The 23,245-nt window shown below is 43.2% G+C and carries 24 protein-coding genes; 12 read left to right on the top strand and 12 right to left on the bottom strand.

Features of this window, described 5'->3' with window-relative positions; genetic code table 11:
- Window positions 1-98: 98 nt before the first annotated feature.
- Complete coding sequence (gene leuB, locus J1N09_RS01365) at window positions 99-1,214, top strand: 3-isopropylmalate dehydrogenase (protein WP_265197592.1); 1,116 nt, start codon at window positions 99-101, stop codon at window positions 1,212-1,214.
- Here leuB and J1N09_RS01360 read toward each other — a convergent pair.
- The 3 genes from J1N09_RS01360 to J1N09_RS01350 form a co-directional block, all read right to left on the bottom strand.
- A complete protein-coding gene (locus tag J1N09_RS01360) occupies window positions 1,207-2,088 on the bottom strand; it encodes a DUF2807 domain-containing protein (RefSeq protein ID WP_265197591.1) in 882 nt (293 codons plus the stop codon). The two genes, leuB and J1N09_RS01360, sit on opposite strands and share 8 nt — an antisense overlap.
- Window positions 2,089-2,095: 7 nt before the next feature.
- Window positions 2,096-2,593, bottom strand: coding sequence for a DoxX family protein (locus J1N09_RS01355; protein ID WP_265197590.1), 498 nt, complete (start codon window positions 2,591-2,593; stop codon window positions 2,096-2,098).
- A 121-nt stretch (window positions 2,594-2,714) separates the two neighbouring features.
- A complete protein-coding gene (locus J1N09_RS01350; RefSeq protein ID WP_265197589.1) occupies window positions 2,715-3,695 on the bottom strand; it encodes a helix-turn-helix domain-containing protein in 981 nt (326 codons plus the stop codon).
- Between the two features lie 381 nt (window positions 3,696-4,076).
- Here J1N09_RS01350 and J1N09_RS01345 point away from each other — a divergent pair, with 381 nt between their 5' ends.
- The 7 genes from J1N09_RS01345 to J1N09_RS01315 are packed head-to-tail and all read left to right on the top strand — an operon-like array spanning window position 4,077 to window position 9,518.
- Window positions 4,077-4,508 (top strand): SoxR reducing system RseC family protein, encoded by a 432-nt coding sequence (locus J1N09_RS01345; protein ID WP_265197588.1) that lies wholly within the window; start codon window positions 4,077-4,079, stop codon window positions 4,506-4,508.
- Window position 4,509: 1 nt separating this feature from the next.
- Window positions 4,510-5,379, top strand: coding sequence for a Fe-S cluster domain-containing protein (locus J1N09_RS01340; protein WP_265197587.1), 870 nt, complete (start codon window positions 4,510-4,512; stop codon window positions 5,377-5,379).
- Window positions 5,380-5,401: 22 nt separating this feature from the next.
- On the top strand, window positions 5,402-6,730 hold the full coding sequence (gene rsxC / locus J1N09_RS01335) for an electron transport complex subunit RsxC (protein ID WP_265197586.1): 1,329 nt from the start codon (window positions 5,402-5,404) through the stop codon (window positions 6,728-6,730).
- 1 nt (window position 6,731) lies between these two features.
- Window positions 6,732-7,742: an RnfABCDGE type electron transport complex subunit D gene (locus J1N09_RS01330; protein WP_265197585.1), complete on the top strand. Its 1,011-nt coding sequence runs from the start codon at window positions 6,732-6,734 to the stop codon at window positions 7,740-7,742.
- Between the two features lie 2 nt (window positions 7,743-7,744).
- Window positions 7,745-8,332 carry an RnfABCDGE type electron transport complex subunit G gene (locus tag J1N09_RS01325; protein WP_265197584.1) on the top strand — a complete coding sequence of 196 codons (588 nt, stop codon included), beginning with the start codon at window positions 7,745-7,747 and terminating at the stop codon, window positions 8,330-8,332.
- Between the two features lie 4 nt (window positions 8,333-8,336).
- On the top strand, window positions 8,337-8,939 hold the full coding sequence (locus J1N09_RS01320; protein WP_265197583.1) for an RnfABCDGE type electron transport complex subunit E: 603 nt from the start codon (window positions 8,337-8,339) through the stop codon (window positions 8,937-8,939).
- Between the two features lie 3 nt (window positions 8,940-8,942).
- A complete protein-coding gene (locus J1N09_RS01315) occupies window positions 8,943-9,518 on the top strand; it encodes an electron transport complex protein RnfA (RefSeq protein WP_265197582.1) in 576 nt (191 codons plus the stop codon).
- 4 nt (window positions 9,519-9,522) lie between these two features.
- Here the strand turns inward: J1N09_RS01315 and J1N09_RS01310 are convergent, their stop codons facing one another.
- Both J1N09_RS01310 and J1N09_RS01305 read right to left on the bottom strand, forming a co-directional pair.
- On the bottom strand, window positions 9,523-10,536 hold the full coding sequence (locus J1N09_RS01310) for a 2-oxoacid:ferredoxin oxidoreductase subunit beta (protein WP_265197581.1): 1,014 nt from the start codon (window positions 10,534-10,536) through the stop codon (window positions 9,523-9,525).
- A 1-nt stretch (window position 10,537) separates the two neighbouring features.
- On the bottom strand, window positions 10,538-12,394 hold the full coding sequence (locus J1N09_RS01305) for a 2-oxoacid:acceptor oxidoreductase subunit alpha (protein ID WP_265197580.1): 1,857 nt from the start codon (window positions 12,392-12,394) through the stop codon (window positions 10,538-10,540).
- Window positions 12,395-12,554: 160 nt separating this feature from the next.
- On the opposite strand from J1N09_RS01305, the gene J1N09_RS01300 reads away from it, so the two are divergent.
- The 3 genes from J1N09_RS01300 (at window position 12,555) to J1N09_RS01290 (ending at window position 17,045) form a co-directional block, all read left to right on the top strand.
- On the top strand, window positions 12,555-12,905 hold the full coding sequence (locus tag J1N09_RS01300) for a 4Fe-4S dicluster domain-containing protein (protein ID WP_265197579.1): 351 nt from the start codon (window positions 12,555-12,557) through the stop codon (window positions 12,903-12,905).
- A gap of 209 nt (window positions 12,906-13,114) precedes the next feature.
- Window positions 13,115-16,645, top strand: a complete 3,531-nt coding sequence (nifJ, locus tag J1N09_RS01295; RefSeq protein ID WP_265197578.1) for a pyruvate:ferredoxin (flavodoxin) oxidoreductase — start codon at window positions 13,115-13,117, stop codon at window positions 16,643-16,645.
- 22 nt (window positions 16,646-16,667) lie between these two features.
- Window positions 16,668-17,045, top strand: coding sequence for a HEPN domain-containing protein (locus J1N09_RS01290; protein ID WP_265197577.1), 378 nt, complete (start codon window positions 16,668-16,670; stop codon window positions 17,043-17,045).
- A 98-nt stretch (window positions 17,046-17,143) separates the two neighbouring features.
- On the opposite strand, the gene J1N09_RS01285 is transcribed toward J1N09_RS01290, so the two are convergent.
- The 5 genes from J1N09_RS01285 to trmB all read right to left on the bottom strand — a co-directional run bounded on the left by J1N09_RS01285 (window position 17,144) and on the right by trmB (window position 20,320).
- A complete protein-coding gene (locus J1N09_RS01285; protein ID WP_265197576.1) occupies window positions 17,144-17,383 on the bottom strand; it encodes a NifU family protein in 240 nt (79 codons plus the stop codon).
- 2 nt (window positions 17,384-17,385) lie between these two features.
- The gene (locus J1N09_RS01280) at window positions 17,386-18,522 is read right to left on the bottom strand and encodes an Mrp/NBP35 family ATP-binding protein (RefSeq protein ID WP_265197575.1); all 1,137 of its coding nucleotides are present in this window, start codon (window positions 18,520-18,522) and stop codon (window positions 17,386-17,388) included.
- A gap of 137 nt (window positions 18,523-18,659) precedes the next feature.
- Entirely contained in the window at window positions 18,660-18,986 is a 327-nt protein-coding gene (locus J1N09_RS01275) for an MGMT family protein (protein ID WP_265197574.1), read from the bottom strand.
- A complete protein-coding gene (locus J1N09_RS01270; protein ID WP_265197573.1) occupies window positions 18,986-19,612 on the bottom strand; it encodes a lysine transporter LysE in 627 nt (208 codons plus the stop codon). The genes J1N09_RS01275 and J1N09_RS01270 overlap by 1 nt, the downstream gene beginning before the upstream one ends.
- Before the next feature lie 33 nt (window positions 19,613-19,645).
- Window positions 19,646-20,320, bottom strand: a complete 675-nt coding sequence (trmB, locus tag J1N09_RS01265) for a tRNA (guanosine(46)-N7)-methyltransferase TrmB (RefSeq protein WP_265197572.1) — start codon at window positions 20,318-20,320, stop codon at window positions 19,646-19,648.
- A gap of 79 nt (window positions 20,321-20,399) precedes the next feature.
- On the opposite strand from trmB, the gene J1N09_RS01260 reads away from it, so the two are divergent.
- The gene (locus J1N09_RS01260; protein ID WP_265197571.1) at window positions 20,400-21,500 is read left to right on the top strand and encodes a glycosyltransferase; all 1,101 of its coding nucleotides are present in this window, start codon (window positions 20,400-20,402) and stop codon (window positions 21,498-21,500) included.
- Here J1N09_RS01260 and J1N09_RS01255 read toward each other — a convergent pair.
- Together J1N09_RS01255 and J1N09_RS01250 are read right to left on the bottom strand one after the other, a co-directional pair.
- On the bottom strand, window positions 21,465-22,508 hold the full coding sequence (locus tag J1N09_RS01255) for a sensor histidine kinase (RefSeq protein WP_265197570.1): 1,044 nt from the start codon (window positions 22,506-22,508) through the stop codon (window positions 21,465-21,467). The genes J1N09_RS01260 and J1N09_RS01255 overlap by 36 nt on opposite strands.
- The gene (locus J1N09_RS01250) at window positions 22,508-23,191 is read right to left on the bottom strand and encodes a response regulator transcription factor (protein WP_265197569.1); all 684 of its coding nucleotides are present in this window, start codon (window positions 23,189-23,191) and stop codon (window positions 22,508-22,510) included. The genes J1N09_RS01255 and J1N09_RS01250 overlap by 1 nt, the downstream gene beginning before the upstream one ends.
- Window positions 23,192-23,245 lie beyond the last annotated feature (54 nt).

Genomic DNA, 23,245 nt, shown 5'->3' with positions numbered 1-23,245 from the left:
ACTTTGATACAGCCTCCTTTAAGATGCAAGGACGCAGCCGACAATGGAATTCTGCATTTTAGTTTCCATTCTGGTTGTAAAAAGTAAAACACAAGATCATGAATTACAAAATAGCCGTATTAGCAGGTGACGGGATAGGCCCGGAAGTAACCGAACAATCCAGGAAAGCTTTGAAGGCTATTGGAGACCAGTACAATCACACTTTTGAGTTCACCGAAGGCTTAGTTGGAGCCGCGGCCATGAGCAAAACAGGTGACCCCCTACCCGAAGAGACATTGAATATTTGTGAAGCCGCAGACGCTGTTTTGTTCGGGGCAATCGGTGATCCGAAATACGATAGCGACCTTACCGCTAAAATACGACCGGAGCAAGGATTATTCCGACTAAGAGAGGTCCTTGGTCTGTTCTGTAATATCAGGCCGGCCAAAACCTTTAAACAGTTGATCGATAGTTCCCCGCTCAAGAAGGAGATAGTTGATGGTTCTGACTTTATAATTTATCGCGAATTGACCGGGGGTATTTACTTCGGAAAAAAAGAATTGAGCGAAGACGGAACGACCGCATTTGACGGATGTGAGTATTCTGTGGAGGAAATCGAACGAATTGCGCACCTTGCCTTCAAAAGGGCAATGACCAGGCGTAAAAAACTCACCCTGGTTGACAAGGCCAATGTATTGGAAACCTCCCGGCTATGGCGAAGTACCGTTCAGGCAATGGCCGATACATATCCGGAAGTACAATTGGAGTTCCTTTACGCAGACAAAGCCGCCATGCAGCTGGTTCTCAATCCGAAACAATTTGATGTAATACTTACCGATAACCTCTTCGGGGATATGCTTAGTGATGAAGCTGCCGTCATTGCCGGTTCTATAGGATTACTGGCCTCGGCATCCGTTGGTGAAAAGAATGCCGTCTTCGAACCCGTACATGGATCTTTCCCTCAGGGAGCCGGAAAAGATATGGCTAATCCATTAGCCTCCATCTTATCCGCTGTGTTACTCCTTGAATATCTTAAACTTCATGCAGAAGCACACTCCCTGTATCGAGCGGTGGAAAAATCGTTGGAGTTAGGTATCAGTACTGCCGACATCAATCCTACCAAGCCGTTCTCAACATCCAAAGTAGGTGATTTCATCGTTGATTGCATCTATGATGAGGACGATGTAAATGTTAATATTGATAATGTTCAGGCGGGCCAGAGTACTATCATTTAAATAATTTAACCGTTTTACCCTGATCCTCCTCCTTCACAGTAATTAACAAGGTTCGCTTACCGATTGTATTGGTTTTGAAGACCTTGGTTCCAACTGTCCAATTTTCGTCACGGGTAGCCCCAGGCATGAGTGGAAATCCATAGCTAAAAGTACTTCCGTCCTTGTTTGGACCTATCACCAGGAAATTTGTGCGATTCCATGAATTATTCTTAATTCTGAACTTTACGTGCTTCAAATTACTGTCAATCTCAGGAGGTCCCTTTTTTAGCGCTATTCCGGCATTCCTATTTACTATTTTTGGGGTCTGAATTAGCACTAATCTCGAGTCTTCACTCAAATCGGTGTTCAGGGTGTTAAATACGTTTAAAATGGCTTTGCCCGAACCACTAATCTTAAGGTTGGCATCCTGGGTTTTTAATTTCGAAGCATCTATTTGGCCGTTCTTTAGGCTTAGGAAAACCTCCTCAGCATTTCCGCTTGCGACGATCTTTCCTATAGATGCGTCCAAGGTAAGTTTACTGGCAATAATATTCCGCATCAACAAGGTCTTGTGAACATCTACAGTGACTTTTTCAATAGTAGGAGCCCCAATAAGAATCTGAATGTTTTGGGAAGCTTGGATCCATTCCTTCTGATCAAGTACGAGCTGTCCAGAAACAACCTCGGTATTTATAAGGGAAATCAAATTTTCATCCCCGGTAATGGTTATACCTTCTTCTAAACTTTGGTCCACAATTACATCGGCATAGAGCTGAAGTTCGACAGATTTTATATTCGAGGCATTTACATTCTTAGAAATGATGTTCTTGTTTCCCTTAATCTGAGCCATACTTGTTATCCCAACAAGTAGCAGCAATAGCGTGATTCTTTTCATTAGTATATTATTTTTTAGTTCTGTTTAAATAGTTACTTAGTACATAATCGAATCCGAACCTCCCTGATCCCAAAAACAGGTTATATATCCCTACCCAAAGGAATCCCAAAGCGGGAAGCATTCCCCAGGTGCCTTCTCCCCATTTCTGGAAAAAGATGGCAACTAGCATGGTGCAGATGATCAGGAAGGAAAACACTCTTGTTTTCAACCCCAACACCAGGAAGAGACCTCCTACTGCTTCACTAAAAGCCCCCATCCAGGCAAAGAACAGAGGGAATGCGGCAAATAGACCACCATAGGCTGCAACATCTTCAGGGAACCAATCGATCACTTCGAAGAGTGCGAGATTCTTTTCCGAAGGCGACCAGGGCATACCGAACTTACTAGAGCCAAAATCGATGGTTAGTAAAAGTCCGCATATAATTCTCGGAATAGCAAAGGCGAGGTCTGCGTACCATTTGGTTTGAGTAACTGGTGTAATTAGTTTTTTGAATAGCGATTTCATTTTTCAATTCTTTGATTTGATGGTTCAAAGATGGAAAAGTAGATATCGCCAGGCGCTTCAAAACGTACGGACAGGTCTCAAATACGATTTGAGACACCTTATTATACCGAAAAAGGTTGATTCAGAGGGATTTTAGATATTCTGAAGGAGATGTGTTTGTTAGCTTTTTGAATACCCGGTTAAATGTGGCTTTGCTGTTGAAACCACAATCGAAGGCGATACCGAGAAGGGAAAGTTCTTTGTGCTTTCCAAGGGCAAGTTGGTCTTTTACTGCCTCAATTCGATATGAATTCACAAAATCATTGAAGTTCTTATTGAATCCCGCATTTATCACTTGTGATAATTGTGCTCGGCTCATCTCCGATAGTTTAGCCAAATCGACCAGGTTGAGTTCCGGATTCAGGAAGGGTTTCTCAGTTGACATGAGTTCTTGTAATTTCGCAATTTCAGAGGATGAAACCAGCTTTTCGTTTTCGGTTTCCGGTTTCTGAATAGGTTGAGGAGTAAAATCGAAATTCAGCGTATTGAGTTTGGACGTATCCGTAAAATAGCCCATCACGCCTATATAAATTGTAGCAATCGCCATAAATAGGTTCAACCACCAGCGCTGGGTATAACTTAATTCAACTATAAGTGCACCTATGATATCCTGAAATGATTCATAAAGAAATAAGGAGGTGAAAATGAGCAGAAAAGTAAGAATCCAGTTAAGCTCGTATTTATAGGTGTTAGAGAAGTAATATTTTATCTTTTTTCGATAATTGTAGTACAACTGGAAGGTAAAAGCGAGGTACAACAACATCACTGCAAATTCGGTAAAGATGAGCAACGGCTGGAAGATAGGTTCATCCACATGAATTTTCAAATAGCCGTTCTGTGTATCTGCAAATCCAGACTGTGAAGCATCGTATGCATATATGGTCACCCGATATAAAATGACCAATGTAGCAGGAACAAAATGAAGCAGGTCTCGTTGCCTGAATTTAAACGCCGACTGGGTAATTGATTTCACGTAAAAGAACAGCAATGGAGCCAACGCTAATACCATAGGTATCAACCAATAATTGATCTTAGTGTTTTTAAAGGCATGATACCACCCCATAAAACCAACAGTATAGCAAATCTGTTCGTAACATACTACAAGCAAAGTGAGGCCAAGAAAAAGATCGGATATATTTCTTCGTTTATTATACCGAGTTAATAACAATACAACCAGTACCAAACCTTGCAACACAAGAATAAGCAATGGAGAACTTCGAATGTTAAAATCGGGGAAAGAAAGGAAGAAATACTCCGGCATGGACTAAATGTACTAAAAATTCAATTTAATTTTTATTCACTTGAGGACGTAAAATAGCCTAAAACTAAGGCCATGACATGATTTTCATCAAAATTGACTTGAAACTGACATAGCTCATAATTTCTGTTGGGGTGAAACACTAATTTAGACCGCTATATGTAAGTTAAACAAGCATTAGGGTTTATGAGTTCCCTTACTTCTAACAATAACACCATAATTCATTCCGGCACTGTTTCCCGTGTTTCCGGCGATTCCGTATTTGTTTCTTTGGACAAAAACGTCCACTGTGATGGATGTCGCATAAAATCGGCATGCGGGATTTCAGATTCAAGTGACAAAGAAGTTGAAATGATCAGTCCGGAGGAAACTTTTTCCATCAACGAAAATGTGCAGGTGCTTATTAAAAAGGACCTGGGACTTAAAGCGGTTATCTGGGCCTATGTCCTGCCTTTTATTTTAATGATCGTCGTATTGATGATTGCTTCTCAGTTCGTCACCGAATGGATTGCGGGTTTATTGGCCCTGATTATCTTGATACCATATTATAGTATACTTTATTATATGAATTCTTATTTCAGAAAGAAATTTAGAATTTCAGTTTTAAAACTGGCATGAAATGATACTCTCAATAGTAGATAGCACCTTATTATTAGGATCCATTGGAACCGTAGCAGCGGGTGTCCTGTTCCTTGTCTCAAAACGGTTTTATGTATACGAAGATCCCATGATCGCCGAAGTTGAGGAAGTACTCCCTGCTGCAAATTGTGGTGGTTGTGGATTTCCCGGATGTAAAGCATTTGCCGAAAGTCTGGTGAAGTCGGATGATATTTCGGATCTGTTCTGCCCTGTTGGCGGAAATGATGTAATGAAGGAAGTTTCCGTTCTCCTTGGCAAGGAAGTCGCAGAAAAAGATCCCACTGTTGCCGTTGTATTGTGCCAGGGAGCCTGTGAGGTTCGACCAAAGACCTCATTATTCCAGGGACCTCAATCCTGCGCAATTTCAGCACTGGTCTTCGGTGGTGAAACCGATTGTCAATATGGCTGCCTGGGATTTGGAGATTGTGTTGATGTTTGCGATTTCGACGCCATGCACATGGACGAAGAAACCGGTTTACCGGTTATCGATTCAGATAAATGTACTTCCTGTGGTGCCTGTGTAAAGGCATGTCCGCGAGAAATTATCGAATTGCGTCCAAAAAACAAACGTGACCTTAAGGTATTTGTAGGTTGTTTGAACCAGGACAAGGCCGGTATTGCTAAAAAGGCTTGTTCGGTTGCGTGTATCGGATGCGCGAAATGTGAAGACATTTGTCCGAAAGATGCCGTGATCATGAAAGATAACCTGGCTTATATCGATCCGTTGGTTTGTACGCTTTGCAGAAAATGTGTTGAAGTATGTCCAACGCACTCGATCATAGAAACCAATTTCCCGCCAAAAAAGGTGAGAGTGAAAAAACAAGAGAATCCACCGCAAGCACAGGCATAAAGAAACTGAAAACAAGGCTATAATGCTCAAGACATTCCCAAAAGGAGGTATCCATCCCACAGAAAATAAGATCACTGCGACCAAGGCGATAAACAGATTGCCCGTCCCTAAAGTGGTGTATGTGCCCATTGCCCAGCACATAGGTATTCCTTCGGAAATAATTGTAGACAGGAAAGACAGTGTGGAGATCGGGCAGGTGATCGCCAAGTCGGGGGGATATGTTTCTTCGAATATCCACTCACCGGTGGCAGGTACAGTAACCAAGTTGGATATGATGGTGGATAGCAGTGGTTACAAAACACAATGTATTGTGATCAGAACAGATCAGAAGAACGAAGCGAACTTCCAGGAACCGGAGTTTCCGTTGAAGAGGGAAATTACCATGGGTCAGAAGGAAATTCTTCAACATATCACCGATTCTGGTATTGTAGGTCTGGGTGGTGCTACCTTCCCTTCGCATGTTAAGCTCGACCTCAAAAACGACAACAAAGTGGATTGCCTGATTATCAATGGGGTGGAATGTGAACCCTACCTTACGGCAGATCACAGGCTGATGCTGGAAAGAGCCGACGAGATCGTTGTTGGGATCCAGATCCTCATGCACGCTCTGCATATCCACGAGGCCGTCATCGGAATAGAAAATAATAAGAAGGATGCCATAAAAGTATTGAAGAAAGCAGCTGCTATCGACAAGAGGATCAAAGTTGCCGCCTTGCGTGTGAAATATCCACAGGGTAGTGAAAAACAACTTATAAAGTCCATCCTGAAACGGGAAGTTCCAAAAGGCGGCTTACCCATGGATGTTGGCGTTATTGTGCATAATGTTGGGACTGTTTTTGCCATTTATCAGGCCGTACAGCACGATCGCCCGCTTATCGAGCGGGTAGTGACTGTAACGGGTAAAAGGCTGGAAAAACCATCAAACTTCTGGGTGAAGATCGGAACCCCGATCAAAGATCTTGTTGAAGCGGTTGGAGGTATACCCGAAGGCACACGTAAAGTCGTAAATGGCGGACCCATGATGGGAAAAGCATTAAAGAGTACCGATGTACCGGTAACCAAAGGAACGTCCGGTATACTGGTTATTTCTGAAGAAGAAGCCAGCAGGCAGGAGTCGAAACCCTGCATCAGATGTAGCAATTGTGTATTTGTGTGTCCAATGGGACTCGAGCCTCAACTGCTGATGAATTTATCTGAAAAAGGTTTCTACGAAAAAGCCAGAGCCGAAGACATACTAACCTGTATCGAATGCGGATCATGCAGTTATGTATGTCCGTCACACCGACCCTTGCTGGATTATATCAGGTTTGGCAAAAGCATAGTTAAAAAACTGGAAACAGCTAAGAACTAAGATGGCAGACGGAAGAATCATCATATCAGCATCACCTCATGTTCATTCGGACAGAACTTCGAAACGAGTGATGTACGACGTACTTATCGCCCTTGTCCCGGCCTTTGTTATTTCACTTTATGTATTCGGATTACCGGCACTGGTACTTACCTCTGTAGCGGTTATCTCATGTATTGTTTTTGAAGCGGCAATTCAGAAATACTTATTAAAAACGGAAGTCACGGTAAGCGATGGATCTGCCTTGATCACTGGGGTTTTGCTGGCTTTCAACCTACCCTCATCACTTCCAATTTGGATGATTATCGTAGGCAGCTTTGTCGCTATAGGAATTGCAAAACTCTCCTTTGGCGGACTGGGAAATAATATTTTCAATCCTGCACTGGTTGGCCGGGTATTTCTTCTTGTTTCCTTCCCGGCACAAATGACCTACTGGCCAACACCCTTCGAGAATAATATGAACATGGTGGATGCTGTAGCGGGAGAAACAACTCTTGGTATAATAAAAGAAGGATTACTCTACGGTGAAACCATGACCACACTTGCCTCGCAGATTCCTTCAGTAACAGACCTTCTATTCGGCTTTACAAGTGGTTCGGCCGGAGAGATGTCAGCCCTGGCATTGATGCTAGGTGGTGTGTATATGCTAGCAAGAAAAGTGATCACCTGGCATATCCCAATAACAATTTTAGTGACAATGGGTGTAATGACAGGCATCTTCTGGTTGGCTGATCCGGAACAGTATGCCAACCCAATGATCCACTTACTTTCAGGTGGAGCCGTCCTGGGTGCGTTCTATATGGCAACCGACCTGGTAACCAGCCCGATGACCAAGAAAGGCATGGTGATCTTTGCCATAGGTATCGCAGTGATCACGGTAGTTATTCGACTGTTTGGTGCTTATCCCGAAGGTATTTCATTCGCGATACTCATCATGAACGCCTTTGTACCGTTGATAAACTCTTATTTCAAACCAAGGCGTTTCGGAAGTAAGATAAAGGCAAAAATTGTGTAGTTATGGGCAAGAAGAAATCTACATTCCTGAATATGACGCTCACGCTCCTCATCACGACGGTGGTTGCAGGAGTATCCCTTGGGTTCATCAACGATATCACTAAAGGCCCTAAAGCCAAAGCTAAGCTGGAGCAAAAGATAAATGCCCTGAGATCCGTCCTACCTGAGTTCAACAATAACCCTGTAGATGAAGTACTGCTTGTCAAAACCAAAGTGGCCCGAGACAGCGTGGAGCTCTATCCCGCTTTTAAGGATAGTACCCGTGTTGGGACAGCGGTAGTGGGTTCTTCAGAAAAAGGATACAGTGGACTCATCAAGATCATGGTGGGCTTCAACCCGGATGGAAGCATAAACAATATTGAAGTTCTGGAACAGAAGGAAACCCCGGGATTGGGAACTAAGATGAAGGAAGATAAATTCATCCGGCAATTTCGGGGAAAACATCCGTCTACCTTTTCCCTGGAAGTAAAGAAAGACAAAGGTGACGTAGATGCTCTCACAGGGGCTACGATCACGACCCGGGCGTTTAACGAAGCTACTCAGATGGCCTACGATGTCATGATAGAACAACAAAAGAATCCTGAAAATTAAGAAGATGGCAGAAAGACTTAGTCAGAAACAAAATTTTCTAAAGGGAATTATCACGGATAATCCCGTATTCGTGATGCTATTGGGAATGTGTCCAACACTGGGTGTGACATCGTCCGGCTTCAATGGGTTAGGTATGGGACTGGCCACATTATTCGTGCTGTTGATGTCTAACATTGTGGTTTCCCTTGTAAAATCTCAGATCCCGGCTAAGGTTCGAATTCCAGCCTTTATTATCATTATCGCCTCCTTTGTGACCATAGTTGAAATGGTTCTGGAAGCATTCATTCCATTCCTCTATGAGCAACTGGGTATTTTCATTCCGCTCATCGTTGTGAACTGCCTCATCTTAGGACGTGCAGAGGCCTTTGCTTCTAAGAACAATTTGCTGTCCTCGATCGTGGACGCCTTAGGCATGGGTATCGGTTTCACCATCGCGCTTACAGTGTTAGGAATTGCACGAGAACTATTAGGAAATGGAAGCTTGTTCGATATCAGACTTGTTTCTGAAGATGCCAGCACCCTCATTCTTTTCATATTACCACCAGGGGCATTTATTGCACTTGCTTACCTGAGTCTGGCATTTAATAAAATAACAAAAACAACCTAGGATATGGAATATGTACTGATCCTTATAGCAGCTGTTTTCGTAAACAACATAGTGTTGTCTCAGTTCCTGGGAATTTGCCCCTTCCTTGGAGTATCCAATAAGGTATCCACTTCAGTAGGCATGTCCGGAGCAGTACTATTTGTAATGACGATTGCTACCCTCGTTACCTACCTGTTGTACCAGTTTGTCCTAGTTCCTATGGGGCTGGACTATTTACGCACCATCACTTTTATACTCGTGATCGCTTCTTTGGTTCAAATGGTAGAGATTATTCTGAAGAAGGTAAGCCCGGCGCTTTACCAGGCATTGGGCGTATTCTTACCACTTATTACAACCAACTGTGCCATTTTGGGTGTAGCTATACTTGCCCTGGGACTTGAAAACGCAAGTTTGTTGAAAGCTGTATTCTTCGCGATCGCCAATGCGTTCGGATTCGCTTTGGCTCTAATACTTTTCGCGAGTATCAGGGAGCATTTGGAACTGGCCGACTTACCCGAAGGTATGAAAGGCGTACCGATCAATTTATTGGTAGCCGGTCTTCTATCGCTCGCTTTCCTTGGATTTACGGGACTAGCTTAACAAATTAAGTTACTTCATACACATCTCCGGCAAAGAAAAGGTCCTTAGTTTTCTTGAACTTAGAGTTTGCTTTTACTTTTTCCCTTTGCTCATTTTCCCTTTCCTCGAAGGGCTTATCTGAAACGCGACGAATAATTCCGGTCACCATAGGATAACTTAACCTAACCAACATCTGGTGTAATGTTGGGTCTTTTTCTTCAGCATCATGAACCAGGATATCCCCTTCGGTGATTCCATTTTCACCTATGGTCACAACTTCCAGTTTTAGTCCATTCAGAACCAATCCTTTGTCACGTTCCTTTCCAAAGATCATCGGCTTCCCGTGCTCCACAAACAATTGCCTGTCTGCTCTCACTTTTCTATCGGTAAACTCATCGAAAGCACCATTGTTGAAGATGGGGCAATTCTGAAGAACCTCAACGAGCGATGTTCCTTTGAACTTATTACATTCAATAAATATCTGTGACATCTCCTTAGGAGTGTTTCCGCCAATTCTGGCAAAGAACCTCGCCTGAGCCCCTATAGCCAGTTCACCCGGAGAAAAAGGCGGCTGTGTGTTTCCGTAAGGAGAGGACTTGGTTTTCTGTCCTACCAGCGATGTTGGTGAAAACTGTCCTTTGGTTAGACCATAGATCTCATTGTTAAAAAGAACAATGTTCAGATCGACATTCCTTCTGAGCACGTGGATGAAGTGATTACCTCCTATCGCCATTGAATCTCCGTCACCTGTGATCACCCATACGCTCAAATCGTTGTTCGCCAACTTCACTCCTGTGGCGATGGCCGGGGCTCTACCGTGAATCCCATGCATTCCAAAGGTGTCCATGTAGTACGGAAAGCGTGAAGAACAACCGATCCCCGAAATGAAAACGACATCCTCTTTATTAACGCCCATTTCAGGCAATGCCTTTTGCATGGAACGCAATATTACATAGTCATCACAACCAGGGCACCAACGCACTTCCTGATCACTTTCAAAGTCCCTAAAAGTATACTTTTTATCTACTGTTGCTTCCATACTACTTCAATAATTGTTTAAACTTCTCCATCAATTCTCCGTTACCGAATGGCAATCCTTGTATCTTATTGAACTGAACTAAATCATGCCCGTCAAAGTGCATTCGCAGCACTTTTGCGAACTGGCCGTTATTCAATTCACAAACAACGATCTTTTTAAATCGTTTTAGAACTTCTTCAGTGTTCTTCGGAAGTGGGTTTAGGTAATTGAAATGCGTATACCCGATTCCTTCATATCCTTCTTCGTACATATGCTTTACTGCGGAATGCAGCGAACCGTAAGTTCCTCCCCATCCTACAACCAGCAAATCTCCTTCTTCCGCAAACTCGGGTGTTATTTCAGGAATGAAATTCTGTACTCGTTTGATCTTTTCGGCACGGACTTTCGTCATATACTCATGGTTTTCCGGTACATAGGAAACGTTACCGGTTACCTTGTCCTTCTCGAGTCCTCCTACCCTGTGTTCCATACCAGGAGTTCCCGGAATAGGCCAACGCCTGGCCAGGGTATCCGGATCTCTGTCGTAAGGATGCCACTCTTCACCATTGCTTTTGAAGACGTGATTCTTTATATCCGGCATCTCATCCACTGTACGGATCTTCCATGGTGCCGATCCATTAGCAATATATCCGTCTGTTAGCAGTAACACAGGGGTCATATGTTCTAGTGTGAGTTTGGCAGCATGATAGGCATAATCGAAGCAATTCGCAGGAGTACTTGCGGCAATCACGATCACTGGACTCTCACCGTTTCGCCCGTACATGGCCTGTAACAGGTCCGATTGCTCTGTTTTCGTTGGAAGTCCTGTAGAAGGCCCTCCTCTTTGTACGTTTACCACTACCAGAGGTAGTTCAATCATCATCGCGAGTCCTAGCGCCTCTCCTTTAAGTGCTAACCCAGGACCGGATGTTGTTGTAATGGCCAGGTCACCTGCAAAAGATGCACCGATAGCTGAGGAAATCCCCGCGATCTCATCTTCGGCCTGCAGTGATTTAACACCGAAGTGGCCGTGTTTCACAAGCTCGTGCAGTATATCCGAAGCAGGAGTTATTGGATAGGATCCAAGGAAGAGTTCCATCCCCGATTTCTCAGCGGCTGCCAGGAATCCCCAGGCCGTAGCCCTGTTTCCCATGATGATACGATAGGTTCCCGGTTGCATTTTGGCCGGTGAAACCGTGTACGCATTAGGAATAAGTTCGAGGGTTTCGGCGAAATAGAAACCTGTGTTGAGTACTTTGGTGTTCGCCTCTACGATCTCAGGTCTCGCTTTGAATTTATTCTTGAAGAATTCTATGGTATGTTCCGGAGACCTGTTGTACATCCAGTACACCATACCAAGGGCAAACATATTCTTGGTACGTGTCATGGACTTATTATCCAGCCCATCGATATCTTTCAATGCTTCACGTGTGAGCGTAGTCATTTCCACTTCGATCACCCTGTAATTCGCAAGGCTTCCGTCTTCCAGTGGATTTGTCTCATATTGTGCTTTCTCCAGGTTCTTCTTGGTGAAAGAATCTGTATCTACAATAATTGTGTGACCGGGTTTCACCGAGTGTAGATTAGTCTTCAACCCTGCGGGGTTCATCGCGACCAAAAGGTCTACCTCATCTCCCGGTGTGCTGATCTCAACACTTCCTATGTGTACCTGGTAACCAGAAACACCATAAAGGCTTCCCTGCGGAGCACGAATTTCGGCAGGATAATTCGGGAAAGTAGCAATATCGTTCCCAAACATTGCTGAAGTATCCGAAAACTGGGTTCCGGTTAATTGCATTCCATCTCCTGAATCACCCACAAATCTAATAACAACAGCTTCTAAGGATTGAGAAGGACGTTTTGTTTCAATGAGATCCATAAACTACTATATTTGAAAAAGTTAACTAAATTCTACCTCTTTTTATTTCACTTCAAACAAAGACTCAAAAATAATTTCAGAAATATTTCTGAAAGCTGATTTTCGTCACTTTAAATGCGTAAAAGGAGACTTAATTTAGCTTTACAAATTTAGTTAAATTATGGCTATAAAAATAACAGATGAGTGCATTAACTGTGACGCTTGTGTAGCAGAATGCCCGAACAACGCGATCTATGAACCAGATGATAATTGGTCGTATTCGGACGAGACGGCTTTGTCTGGAATGGTTACCGGTCTCAACGGAGAAGAGATAGACGCTGACGCAGAAAATGATCCTATTTCCGACGAGTTTTACTTCATAGTTACCGACAAGTGCACGGAGTGTAAAGGGTTCCACGATGAACCTCAATGTGCCGCCGTTTGCCCGGTTGACTGTTGTGTTCCGGATGAAGATCATGTTGAAACCGAAGAAGAACTTCTCAATAAGAAAGCCTGGTTACACGGAGAATAAGGTTGTCCTGACATATAAATCCTTATGATTTAACTAAGATTCCTGGGATTTCAGGAATCCGGACAGGATATGTGTATTCTTACTGGAAACCACTTACAGAATTCAAGAACAGCAACTTAAGAACTGACATGGGTCATAGATTTTATGGCCCATGCTTTTTACTTTTCACATCCATTAGAAAATTCACCTAAGAATTAAACCATTAAATTATGGAAAAGGCATCTCTGAAGCTTATCTGCGACGGTAACGAAGCTGTCGCCAGAGTAGCTCACAAAACGAATGAAGTATGCGCAATTTATCCTATTACACCCGCATCACCTATGGGTGAACACGTGGATGTATTCAGCGCAAAAGGAGAAAAAAATATTTGGGATAATGTTCCCAGGATAGTTGAAATGCAGAGTGAAGGAGGGGCGGCAGGAGCCGTTCATGGATCACTATTAGCTGGTGCCTTAACCACAACATTCACAGCCTCCCAGGGACTGCTACTCATGATACCGAACATGTATAAGATAGCAGGGGAATTACTCCCAACGGTTATTCATGTAGCGTCACGAACGGTTGCTACCCACGCCTTATCCATATTTGCTGACCATTCCGATGTAATGGCGGCAAGGCAAACAGGATTTGCGATGCTTTTCGGAGGTTCTGTTCAGGAAGCACACGACTTCGCACTGATCTCGCAGGTGGCAACCCTCCGCTCTCGAGTGCCTTTCCTAAATATTTTCGACGGATTCAGAACATCACACGAGATCTCCAAGATCGATGCTATAAGTGACGAAACCATTAAGGCAATGATGCCGGAACAAAAGATCATGGAACACAAGGCCAGATCGCTTGATCCCGATCATCCAACAATAAAAGGAACTTCCCAAAACCCTGATGTATTCTTCCAGGCGAGGGAAGCCGCAAACAATTACTACAGCAACACACCTGAGATCGTTGATCAAGCCATGAAGGAATTCTACGAGCATACCGGTCGCCGATATAGCCTGTTCTACTATGTAGGACATCCGGAAGCCGAAAAAGTGATGGTTATTATGGGCTCAGGACAAGGCCCAGTGATGGAAACCATTGATACTTTGGTGAAGAATGGTGAAAAAGTTGGGGCTTTAATCGTCCGACTTTACCGTCCGTTCTCCGTAGAACATTTCATAGATAAATTACCGAAGACAGCGAGGAAGATTGCTGTTTTGGACCGTACCAAAGAACCCGGAAGTACCGGGGAACCTCTTTATCTCGACGTCGCAACTGCCCTCATGGAAAGCGGAAGAAAGATCGATACGATTATCGGTGGCCGCTACGGTTTGTCGTCTAAAGAATTCGATCCTGCAATGGTGAAAGCCGTATTGGATGAGTTGGATAAAGAAGATCCAAAAAATCACTTTACAGTTGGTATTAACGATGATGTCTCTCACATGAGCCTCGATATAGGCGATCGCATGAGAACTGCCAAAACTACCTTTAATTGTATGTTCTACGGCTTAGGATCGGATGGTACTGTAGGGGCAAATAAAAATTCGATCAAGATCATCGGAGAAACCACAGATAATTATGTTCAGGGCTACTTTGTTTACGATTCGAAGAAGGCCGGAGCACAGACCGTGTCCCACCTGAGATTTGGGCCCGAACCAATTTATTCTACCTACCTGATTCACAAAGCAAATTTCATCGCTTGTCATCAATATAACTTTATCGAGAAGTATGATATTCTGAAGTCGGCCAAGAAAGGAGGAACTTTCTTACTGAATTCGCCTTATTCCAAAGACGAGATATGGGATCAACTTCCGAAGAGAGTTCAGGAATCCATTATTGAAAACGAACTGGAATTCTACGTGATCGATGCATCCAAAGTGGCGCACGAACAGAACCTGGGTAAAAGGACCAATACCGTACTCCAGACCTGTTTCTTTGCTATTTCAGGAATACTTCCGAAGGAAGAAGCGATCCAAAAAATTAAGACCGCCATTGAGAAAACGTATTCTCACAAAGGTGAGAATATTGTACAGATGAACTTCAATGCGGTGGATGCTTCACTGGCGAACCTTGAAAAAGTAGAGTATCCGAATGAGGTTACCAGCGACAAACCATTCAAATCAATAATGAGTGGTGATCCTGATCCGTTTGTAAAAGAAGTACTCGGTAAGATCCTGGCAGGTAGAGGAGATGAACTCCCTGTGAGTTCATTCCCGGTAGATGGTACTTTCCCGATGGGAACTACCGAATTTGAAAAGCGAGGAATTGCAGATTATATCCCGGTATGGGATGATATCAACCTTTGTACGCAATGTAATAAGTGTGTGGCTATTTGTCCGCATGCGGCAATAAGAGCAAAAGTAGTTCCTAATACAGAACTTGCCAATGCACCGACATCTCTTAAAGCGGTGCCGGCTAAAGGTAGACCCTTTAACAGCGCGGAAGAATCATACGTTCTGCAGGTTTCTCCTGAAGACTGTACCGGTTGTGATCTTTGCGTTGCCGTTTGTCCCGCTGAAAGCAAGGAAGTGGAAGATTTCAAAGCGATCAATATGCATCGCAAACTTGATGTAGATACCGAAGAGAATGTAAACTGGGATTATTTCACACAATTGAGTAACTACGACAGGTCTGCACTACAGATCACCAACGTAAAAGGATCTCAATTCCTCGAACCGTTGTTCGAGTTCTCTGGTGCTTGTTCAGGATGTGGTGAAACGCCCTACATAAAATTGCTAACCCAATTGTTCGGTGATAGTATCATGATCGCCAACGCCACTGGTTGTTCTTCGATTTACGGAGGTAACCTCCCAACCACACCATATAAGACCAATGCGGCAGGAAGAGGCCCTGCATGGGCAAATTCACTGTTCGAAGATAATGCTGAATTCGGACTCGGAATGAAACTTGCCTTGAGCAAAAAGCAGGAAATTGCTGTGCAACTTCTGGAAACTCTCAAGCCGATACTCGATGAGGAATTGGTGAACTCGATTCTGGAAAATCTGGAGAGTACTGAAGCAGAAAAGGCCAAAAAACTTGAAGATATAGATACACTTCAGGAGGTCTTGAAATCCATCGATAGCCCAGACGCTACCAAACTTATGGAGCTCAGTGATTACCTGAGGAAGAAGGACGTTTGGATCGTTGGTGGTGACGGTTGGGCGTATGACATCGGTTATGGTGGTGTAGACCACGTATTGGCCTCTGGCGAGGATATCAATATCATGGTATTGGATACCGAAGTGTATTCCAACACCGGAGGACAAACTTCCAAAGCAACTCCGTTAGGTGCCAGTGCGAAGTTTTCGGTTTCAGGTAAACGAACCAGTAAAAAAAGCCTTGCACTTCAGGCCGTTTCCTACGAGAACGTTTACGTAGCCCAGGTAGCTATGGGAGCAAAGGATATGCAGACCTTAAAAGCTATCAGGGAAGCTGCGGCTTATCCGGGACCATCTATCATAATCGCTTACTCTCATTGTGGTGAACATGGTTATGATTTGAAAGATGGTGCCTTGCAGCAAGCGAAAGCTGTAAGTTCCGGTTACTGGCCATTATTCAGGTTCGATCCCGCACAACCTAAGGGTAAAAAGTTCAGGTTGGATTCCAAACAACCAACCATCCCGGTACGCGACTTCATGTATGGTGAGACACGATTCTCGAGGGTCGCTAAGGAAAATAAAGAGCTGGGTGCTGAACTGTTGAAACAAGCCCAGGAAGAAGTTGAGAACAGGTGGGAACGATTGGAACTATTCAGAAATATGTAAATTAGAATCAAATTTGAGTATAATGGAAAACGATGTAAGAAAATTTTTCGACGACGCTACGGCCAAATTAAAACAGGCGAATCAGGAACTCAACCGTCCGGAAGAGGACGTTGTATCATGGCTGGTATGCCAGAACGCGCAGCATGCTATTGAAAATTACCTTAAAGGGTATTTGCTTAAGAATAATATCGATCCTTCGGGGTTCGATTCAATTGAAAGCATGTACCTCGAATGTATCAAACTGAATAAGGAATTTGAAAAGGTAGATCTAAACGATTTCACCTGTACTTACGCTCGTGAGGACATGGCCTTTTGTAATGATTTCACTAAGGTAAGTCATTGCTTCGAGCTTGCAGATGGTTTGGATACGCTCTTACGAAAGGAAAAGATTATTGCTTAAAACTTTTTAAAGGTTTATCGTTTTCCTTTTTGAAGTATATATTGATTGCAACTAAAATAAGGTTGTGAGCAAGGCGCTATCGCAATAATAGAATTGAATTATTCTATATTGATCACGCTCTCTATTTGGGGGGCGTGTTTTTTTATGGTCATCTCCACCCCGCTCTTCAGTGTCATTTGGTTCACGGTGCAGCCTACGCAAGCACCTTCCAATTGAACTTTAACGATCTTTCCTCCGTCTATGGACACTAAGGAGATGTCTCCCCCGTCACTTTGAAGAAACGGACGAATCTCATCCAGGGCTAATTCAACTTTCGATTGTAGTTCCTTGTCGGTCATACTTACTTCTTTACAGCACTACACCCGGCCATGGTAGTGATCTTAATCGCTTCGGTAGGCGGGAGCATTTCATTTCTTCTCACGGTTTCTTCCACCACTTTTTTGGTCACCTCAACAAATGCTGATTCGGTAGCTGTACCCGTCTGCAAGGCCGCCGGATGCCCAACATCCCCAGCTTCGCGTATACTCTGTTCCAAAGGAATTTCACCTAAGAACGGAACATTCAGATCCTCTGCGAGATTCTTAGCTCCTTCCTGTCCGAAAATATAATATTTATTCTCCGGGAGTTCGGCCGGAGTGAAATAGGCCATATTTTCTATGATTCCCAATACCGGAACCTGTATACTCTCCTGCTGGAACATGGCTACACCCTTCCTGGCATCGGCCAAGGCAACATTTTGTGGTGTACTTACCACAACCGCCCCTGTAATTGGTAGCGATTGCATTATGCTAAGGTGTATATCACCGGTTCCCGGTGGCAGATCGATAAGCATGAAGTCTAACTCTCCCCAGGCAGCATCAAATATAAGCTGATTGAGTGCTTTGGCAGCCATCGGGCCACGCCAGATCACAGCCTGATCCGGTTGAGTGAAAAACCCTATGGAAAGTACTTTTACACCGTAATTCTCGATGGGCTTCATTTTGCTTTTGCCATCAACTTCTATAGAAAGTGGCCTCTCGTTTACCACATCAAACATAATGGGGATGGAAGGTCCGTAAATATCCGCATCCAGGATTCCAACTTTGAAGCCCATTTTAGCAAGGGTTACCCCAAGGTTAGCAGTAACGGTAGATTTACCAACACCACCTTTACCAGAAGCTACGGCAACTATGTTTTGGATTCCGGGAATTGGTTTTCCCTTAATGAGATTTGGATTCTGCTGAGCAGGTGCTTCAACCTTTATGTTCACCTGAACTTTTGCATTTTCATCAACCTTTTCACGGATCGTTTTAATAATATCTTCCTCGGCTCTTTTCTTAATATGCATAGCTGGAGATGCTATCGTAATATCAACCACAACCTCGTCTGCAAACGTCATAACGTTGCGCACAGCACCGCTTTCAACCATATTCTTACCCTCACCAGCAACGGTAACAGTTCCTAGTGCTTTGAGTATATCATCTTTGTTTAATCCCATATCTGTTCAGGCTTCCAATTTAGACATATTCTAAAGTACAAATATACGCCTTAAAGTTTGTATACAGAAGGATTGGAATTGATTTGGTTGAAAGACAAATAAGCAACAATTATAGTTTCGGAAATCGGAATATGACTCTATAATTCCTTCATCGGATCCCAAAACAGCTTATCGAAGTTTTGCACTTGGTTATCGACTACTTCCACACCTTCGCTTTCCAGTAACTGCTGCATCAGATTGGTCCCTTCAAAATGATGTTTACCGGTTAATAGGCCTTTTCGATTAACCACTCTATGGGCAGGAACATCACGATCATTATGTGAAGCATTCATTGCCCAACCAACCATGCGGGCGCTGCCTGCGGCTCCCAGGTACTTCGCGATAGCACCATAGGAAGTAACCCTTCCGTAGGGAACCAATTTAGCCACTTCGTGTACGCGCTTGAAAAAACCATCGTTGCCCATTAAAAATCGCCCATTATCTTAAAGAAAGTTATTACAGAAATTACTGCGGTAATAAACCCGATTATGTAGTTCATATTTAGAGTATGGCGGGAAGACTTTTCTTTTTTTCTGAAGAATTGAACGTAGACCAAAAGCATAACAAAAGTACCCATCCCTGAAGCCAGTACTGCCGCCCAAATCCCGGGCTGTTCGAACGTAAACCACCCAAAACCTGCAAATGTAATACTGATATACACCCAGTATGGAAGAGGAAGTAAATTTAAAACAGCCAAAAACATCCCGGACAAAAAGCGATTCGTTTTGGACCTGTTCATGTCTTCAGGGATTGGCCGTCTTGTGTCCTTCGCTATAAAGAAAAAGAAGATGGTGATACAAATAAAGATCCCAAGGGCTACCTTCTGAAGTAAGTCTACATACTCGGGGTGCATGTCCAGGAACCTGGCAAAAATAAGTGCTACATAGGTTTGGATCATCACGGTAACGCAAACACCTATCGAAAAGAGCACGCCCTTCTTCCTCCCCTCTTTCATGCTGATCTTAGCTGCGGACATATTTAGCAGTCCAGGTGGTATTACACCCACAAAAGCAGCCAAAAATCCTATGGCAAAATTGATTAGTAAAGACATGAAGGTCTGGTTGGTAGGGTTAAAATATAAAAGCTATTTTAATTTGAACCGGATGTATGTGATTTTTTTTCCTTCCTTGAGGAACTGACCTTCGTAATAGGTTTGTATGGATATCACCTCCTCCGGTGAAAATTCGTTGCCGTAGACGTCGTGATGAGAGTACTGAATGTCATGTCCCAAACCCTGTAGAAGTCCAAGGGTGTAGCCATGCATGAACTCGCTATCCGTTTTTAAATGAATAATCCCATCCGGAACAAGAATCTGTTTATAAAGATCTAGAAAATCAGGATTTGTTAACCTGTGCTTGGTTCTCTTGTACTTTATCTGTGGATCCGGGAATGTGATCCAGATCTCACTAACCTCATTTTCGAAAAACAACTTATTGAGAAGTTCTATCTGTGTCCTAAGGAAACCAACATTATTCAAATTCTCTTCTAATGCCGTTTTTGCGCCACGCCACAGGCGAGCTCCCTTTATATCTACACCTATGAAATTCTTCTCCGGATACTTTCGGGCCAGGTTCACAGTGTATTCTCCCTTGCCACAGCCCAACTCGAGCACGATTGGATGATCATTTCCGAAGAATTCACCACTCCATTTTCCTTTCAGTGGGAAAGCATTGGAAAGTACTTCCTCCCGTATAGGTTGAATTACATTGGAAAAGGTTTCGTTCTCCTTAAATCGTTTTAACTTGTTCTTGCTGCCCAAATGATTTTATTTCTTAAGATTTCGGTAAAATTAAGGAAATAATATGCTGCAATTATTATGAGTATTTTTGTTTTTAGCCGTGAAAGAATTTAACTACAAATTTAAGCGTGTTAAACATCCCAAGACAATCCTTGTAGCTCCTCTTCACTGGGGCCTGGGCCACGCAACGCGATGCATACCCATTATTCATGAATTAGTAAAGGTAGGTCACGAAGTTATACTAGCTTCAGACGGTGGAGCGCTTCATCTCTTACAAAAGGAATTCCCCAAACTTGAATCCATCGAACTTCCATCTTATGATATAGAATATTCAAAGAAAGGAAGCCACTTTAAACTCAAACTCTTCATCAACCTTCCCCACATTCGGAAAATCATGAAACAGGAAAGTAAGGTTGTGAACGCATTGGTCAAAGAAGGGAAAATAGATGGTATTATCAGCGATAACCGTTTGGGAGTCTATTCTAAGAAAGTGCCATCCGTCTTCATCACCCACCAGTTAAATGTGTTGTCGGGTAACACCTCCTGGCTTAGCAGTAAAGCACATCAAAAAGTAATTAAAAAATTCGACGAGTGCTGGGTGCCAGATATTGACGGGCCAGGCAACCTCAGCGGTAAACTGGGCCATTTGAAGAAACCCTCTTTTTCGATAAGGTACATGGGAATTTTGAGCAGGATGGAACCAAAAGGGCTGCCCATAAAATATGACATCCTGTGCCTTTTATCCGGTCCTGAACCTCAACGCTCCATGCTTGAAGAAAAACTTATACAGGAGCTAAGCACTTCGGGTAGAAAGGTCCTGCTGGTCCGTGGTGTGGTAGAAGATGAAAGTCGTTCGGAGACCAGGGATAGTCTTACCATCGTAAACTTCCTTACTACGGAAGCTTTGGAAAAAGCGATCGCCCAAAGTAAAATTATTATTGCGCGTTCAGGATATACCACCATAATGGATTTGGCAGCTCTGAACAAAAAAGCCTACTTCATTCCAACTCCCGGCCAGTATGAGCAGGAATACCTTGCACATCGATTAAAAATGCAGCGTCTTGTGCCTAGTTGTAAGCAGGACGATTTCAGAATAGAAAAACTGGAAGAAATTTCAGATTTCAAAGGATTATCGGGATATAAGACCAACCAGAAGTTGCGGAACCTATTTTACCTTTTCGAGCGTGAAAGAGAACTCTGAACCTACGCCCAGCTGACTTTCAACATAGATCTTTTCCTTGTGGGCTTCGATGATGTGTTTTACGATAGCGAGGCCAAGACCGCTCCCCCCTTCTTTACGAGAACCGCTTTTGTCAACCCGGAAAAAACGTTCGAACAAACGCGGGATATTCTCTTCTTCAATTCCTTCCCCATTATCGGTTACCCGAACAATTACTTTATTCTGAATAAGGTCTTCTATACTTACCTCAGTAGTTCCACCTTTTCTCCCGTACTTGATCGAATTCACGATAAGATTGGATAACACCTGCTGAATGCGCTCCCTGTCTGCTTTAACAAGTATACTATTGTTGTACTCCTTGTCGAAGGTAAGTTCGATCTCTTTTTTGGCGGCTTTCATCTCCAGCAGATCGAATACATTCTGAACCAACTCGATGATGTTGAAGTCCTCCATGTAAAGATTGAGATCACCCACTTCGAGTTTAGTGATCATATCCAGGTCCTTCACAATATAGATAAGCCGCTCTACTCCCTTATTTGCGTTTGCCAGGTATTTCCTTCTAACATTCTTGTCCTTCATCGCACCATCAAGCAGGGTTAGAATATAGCCCTGCACCGTAAATAAAGGTGTTTTTAATTCATGTGATATATTTCCTATAAATTCCTTTCGGTAGTTCTCCCGGATCTTCAAAGCTTCGATCTCCAGTTTTTTGTCCTGTGCAAATCTTTCCACCTCTTTGGTAAGAGTTTCCATATCGGTAGTGATCTGCTGTTTACTGAAAGTAGATGCATCCAGCAAGGCCACATCGTCGTATATCCTCTTAACACGCTTGTAGATATAGCGCTCTACCCTGTATTGAATAATGAAGAAGCAAAGGACATAGAGTCCCACTGCCATTCCCGCCAGGAACAAATAGTTAAGTGACCCTGTCAGATAAAAAAAAACAGCCAGAGCGAGTGTTAGTATAATTGTAATCGCCGCGGAAGTATATCCGGCGAACTTATACGTCTTCTTAAAACTGGTGGACATTACGACACAAACTTGTAACCAACCCCTTTTACGGTTTTAAAACGTTCGTCACCTATCTTCTCACGCAGCTTTCTAATGTGCACATCGATGGTTCTTCCGCCTACTACAACTTCATTTCCCCATACACGGTCAAGAATATCTTCTCGTTTAAATACTTTTCCGGGTTTGGAGGCCAAAAGGGCCAGTAATTCGAATTCCTTTCTAGGTAAGATGATCTCCTGTTTTCCTTTCAGGATCTTGTACTCTTCCCTGTTGATGGTCAAGTTACCAATTTTCATCAAACTATCCTCTTCGGAAGTTTGTTTAAATCGGCGTAACAAGGCCTTCACCTTACTGATAAGGACTTTCGGCTTTATAGGTTTGGTAATGTAATCGTCGGCGCCAGCCTCAAAGCCTGCCACCTGTGAGTAATCTTCTCCTCTTGCAGTTAAAAAAGTGATTACGGTTTCGGAGAGTTCCGGGATCCCCCTGATCTTTTCGCAGGCCTCAATGCCATCCATTTCTGGCATCATTACATCCAGGATAATAAGATGTGGCTTTTGCTTTTTTGCCTTTGCTATTGCTTCTACACCATTTTCCGCAGTAATGATCTGGTACCCTTCCGAAGAAAGATTATAACCAATGATCTCGAGGATATCCGGCTCATCATCTACAAGTAAAATTCGTGTGTCTCTTTTTTTCATTTTATGAATGAAACTTTATTAAAAGCTAAAGATACTATTAATTCAATTTTTTAA

It is taken from the genome of Aureitalea sp. L0-47 (genome assembly GCF_026126405.1).
GTDB lineage: Bacteria > Bacteroidota > Bacteroidia > Flavobacteriales > Flavobacteriaceae > Pukyongia.
This window is presented reverse-complemented; position numbering and strand designations above follow the sequence as displayed.

Coding starts and splice junctions, on each gene's coding strand:
- J1N09_RS01275 (WP_265197574.1), bottom strand. CDS start 18,986: ATGGGCAACGATGGTTTTTTCAAGCGCGTACACGAAGTGGCTAAATTG.
- J1N09_RS01300 (WP_265197579.1), top strand. CDS start 12,555: ATGGCTATAAAAATAACAGATGAGTGCATTAACTGTGACGCTTGTGTA.
- nifJ (WP_265197578.1), top strand. CDS start 13,115: ATGGAAAAGGCATCTCTGAAGCTTATCTGCGACGGTAACGAAGCTGTC.
- J1N09_RS01315 (WP_265197582.1), top strand. CDS start 8,943: ATGGAATATGTACTGATCCTTATAGCAGCTGTTTTCGTAAACAACATA.
- J1N09_RS01340 (WP_265197587.1), top strand. CDS start 4,510: ATGATACTCTCAATAGTAGATAGCACCTTATTATTAGGATCCATTGGA.
- J1N09_RS01285 (WP_265197576.1), bottom strand. CDS start 17,383: ATGACCGACAAGGAACTACAATCGAAAGTTGAATTAGCCCTGGATGAG.
- J1N09_RS01355 (WP_265197590.1), bottom strand. CDS start 2,593: ATGAAATCGCTATTCAAAAAACTAATTACACCAGTTACTCAAACCAAA.
- J1N09_RS01360 (WP_265197591.1), bottom strand. CDS start 2,088: ATGAAAAGAATCACGCTATTGCTGCTACTTGTTGGGATAACAAGTATG.
- J1N09_RS01290 (WP_265197577.1), top strand. CDS start 16,668: ATGGAAAACGATGTAAGAAAATTTTTCGACGACGCTACGGCCAAATTA.
- J1N09_RS01280 (WP_265197575.1), bottom strand. CDS start 18,522: ATGGGATTAAACAAAGATGATATACTCAAAGCACTAGGAACTGTTACC.
- J1N09_RS01350 (WP_265197589.1), bottom strand. CDS start 3,695: ATGGGGTGGTATCATGCCTTTAAAAACACTAAGATCAATTATTGGTTG.
- J1N09_RS01345 (WP_265197588.1), top strand. CDS start 4,077: ATGAGTTCCCTTACTTCTAACAATAACACCATAATTCATTCCGGCACT.
- rsxC (WP_265197586.1), top strand. CDS start 5,402: ATGCTCAAGACATTCCCAAAAGGAGGTATCCATCCCACAGAAAATAAG.
- J1N09_RS01250 (WP_265197569.1), bottom strand. CDS start 23,191: ATGAAAAAAAGAGACACACGAATTTTACTTGTAGATGATGAGCCGGAT.
- J1N09_RS01270 (WP_265197573.1), bottom strand. CDS start 19,612: ATGTCTTTACTAATCAATTTTGCCATAGGATTTTTGGCTGCTTTTGTG.
- J1N09_RS01330 (WP_265197585.1), top strand. CDS start 6,732: ATGGCAGACGGAAGAATCATCATATCAGCATCACCTCATGTTCATTCG.
- leuB (WP_265197592.1), top strand. CDS start 99: ATGAATTACAAAATAGCCGTATTAGCAGGTGACGGGATAGGCCCGGAA.
- J1N09_RS01305 (WP_265197580.1), bottom strand. CDS start 12,394: ATGGATCTCATTGAAACAAAACGTCCTTCTCAATCCTTAGAAGCTGTT.
- J1N09_RS01320 (WP_265197583.1), top strand. CDS start 8,337: ATGGCAGAAAGACTTAGTCAGAAACAAAATTTTCTAAAGGGAATTATC.
- J1N09_RS01325 (WP_265197584.1), top strand. CDS start 7,745: ATGGGCAAGAAGAAATCTACATTCCTGAATATGACGCTCACGCTCCTC.
- J1N09_RS01310 (WP_265197581.1), bottom strand. CDS start 10,536: ATGGAAGCAACAGTAGATAAAAAGTATACTTTTAGGGACTTTGAAAGT.
- J1N09_RS01255 (WP_265197570.1), bottom strand. CDS start 22,508: ATGTCCACCAGTTTTAAGAAGACGTATAAGTTCGCCGGATATACTTCC.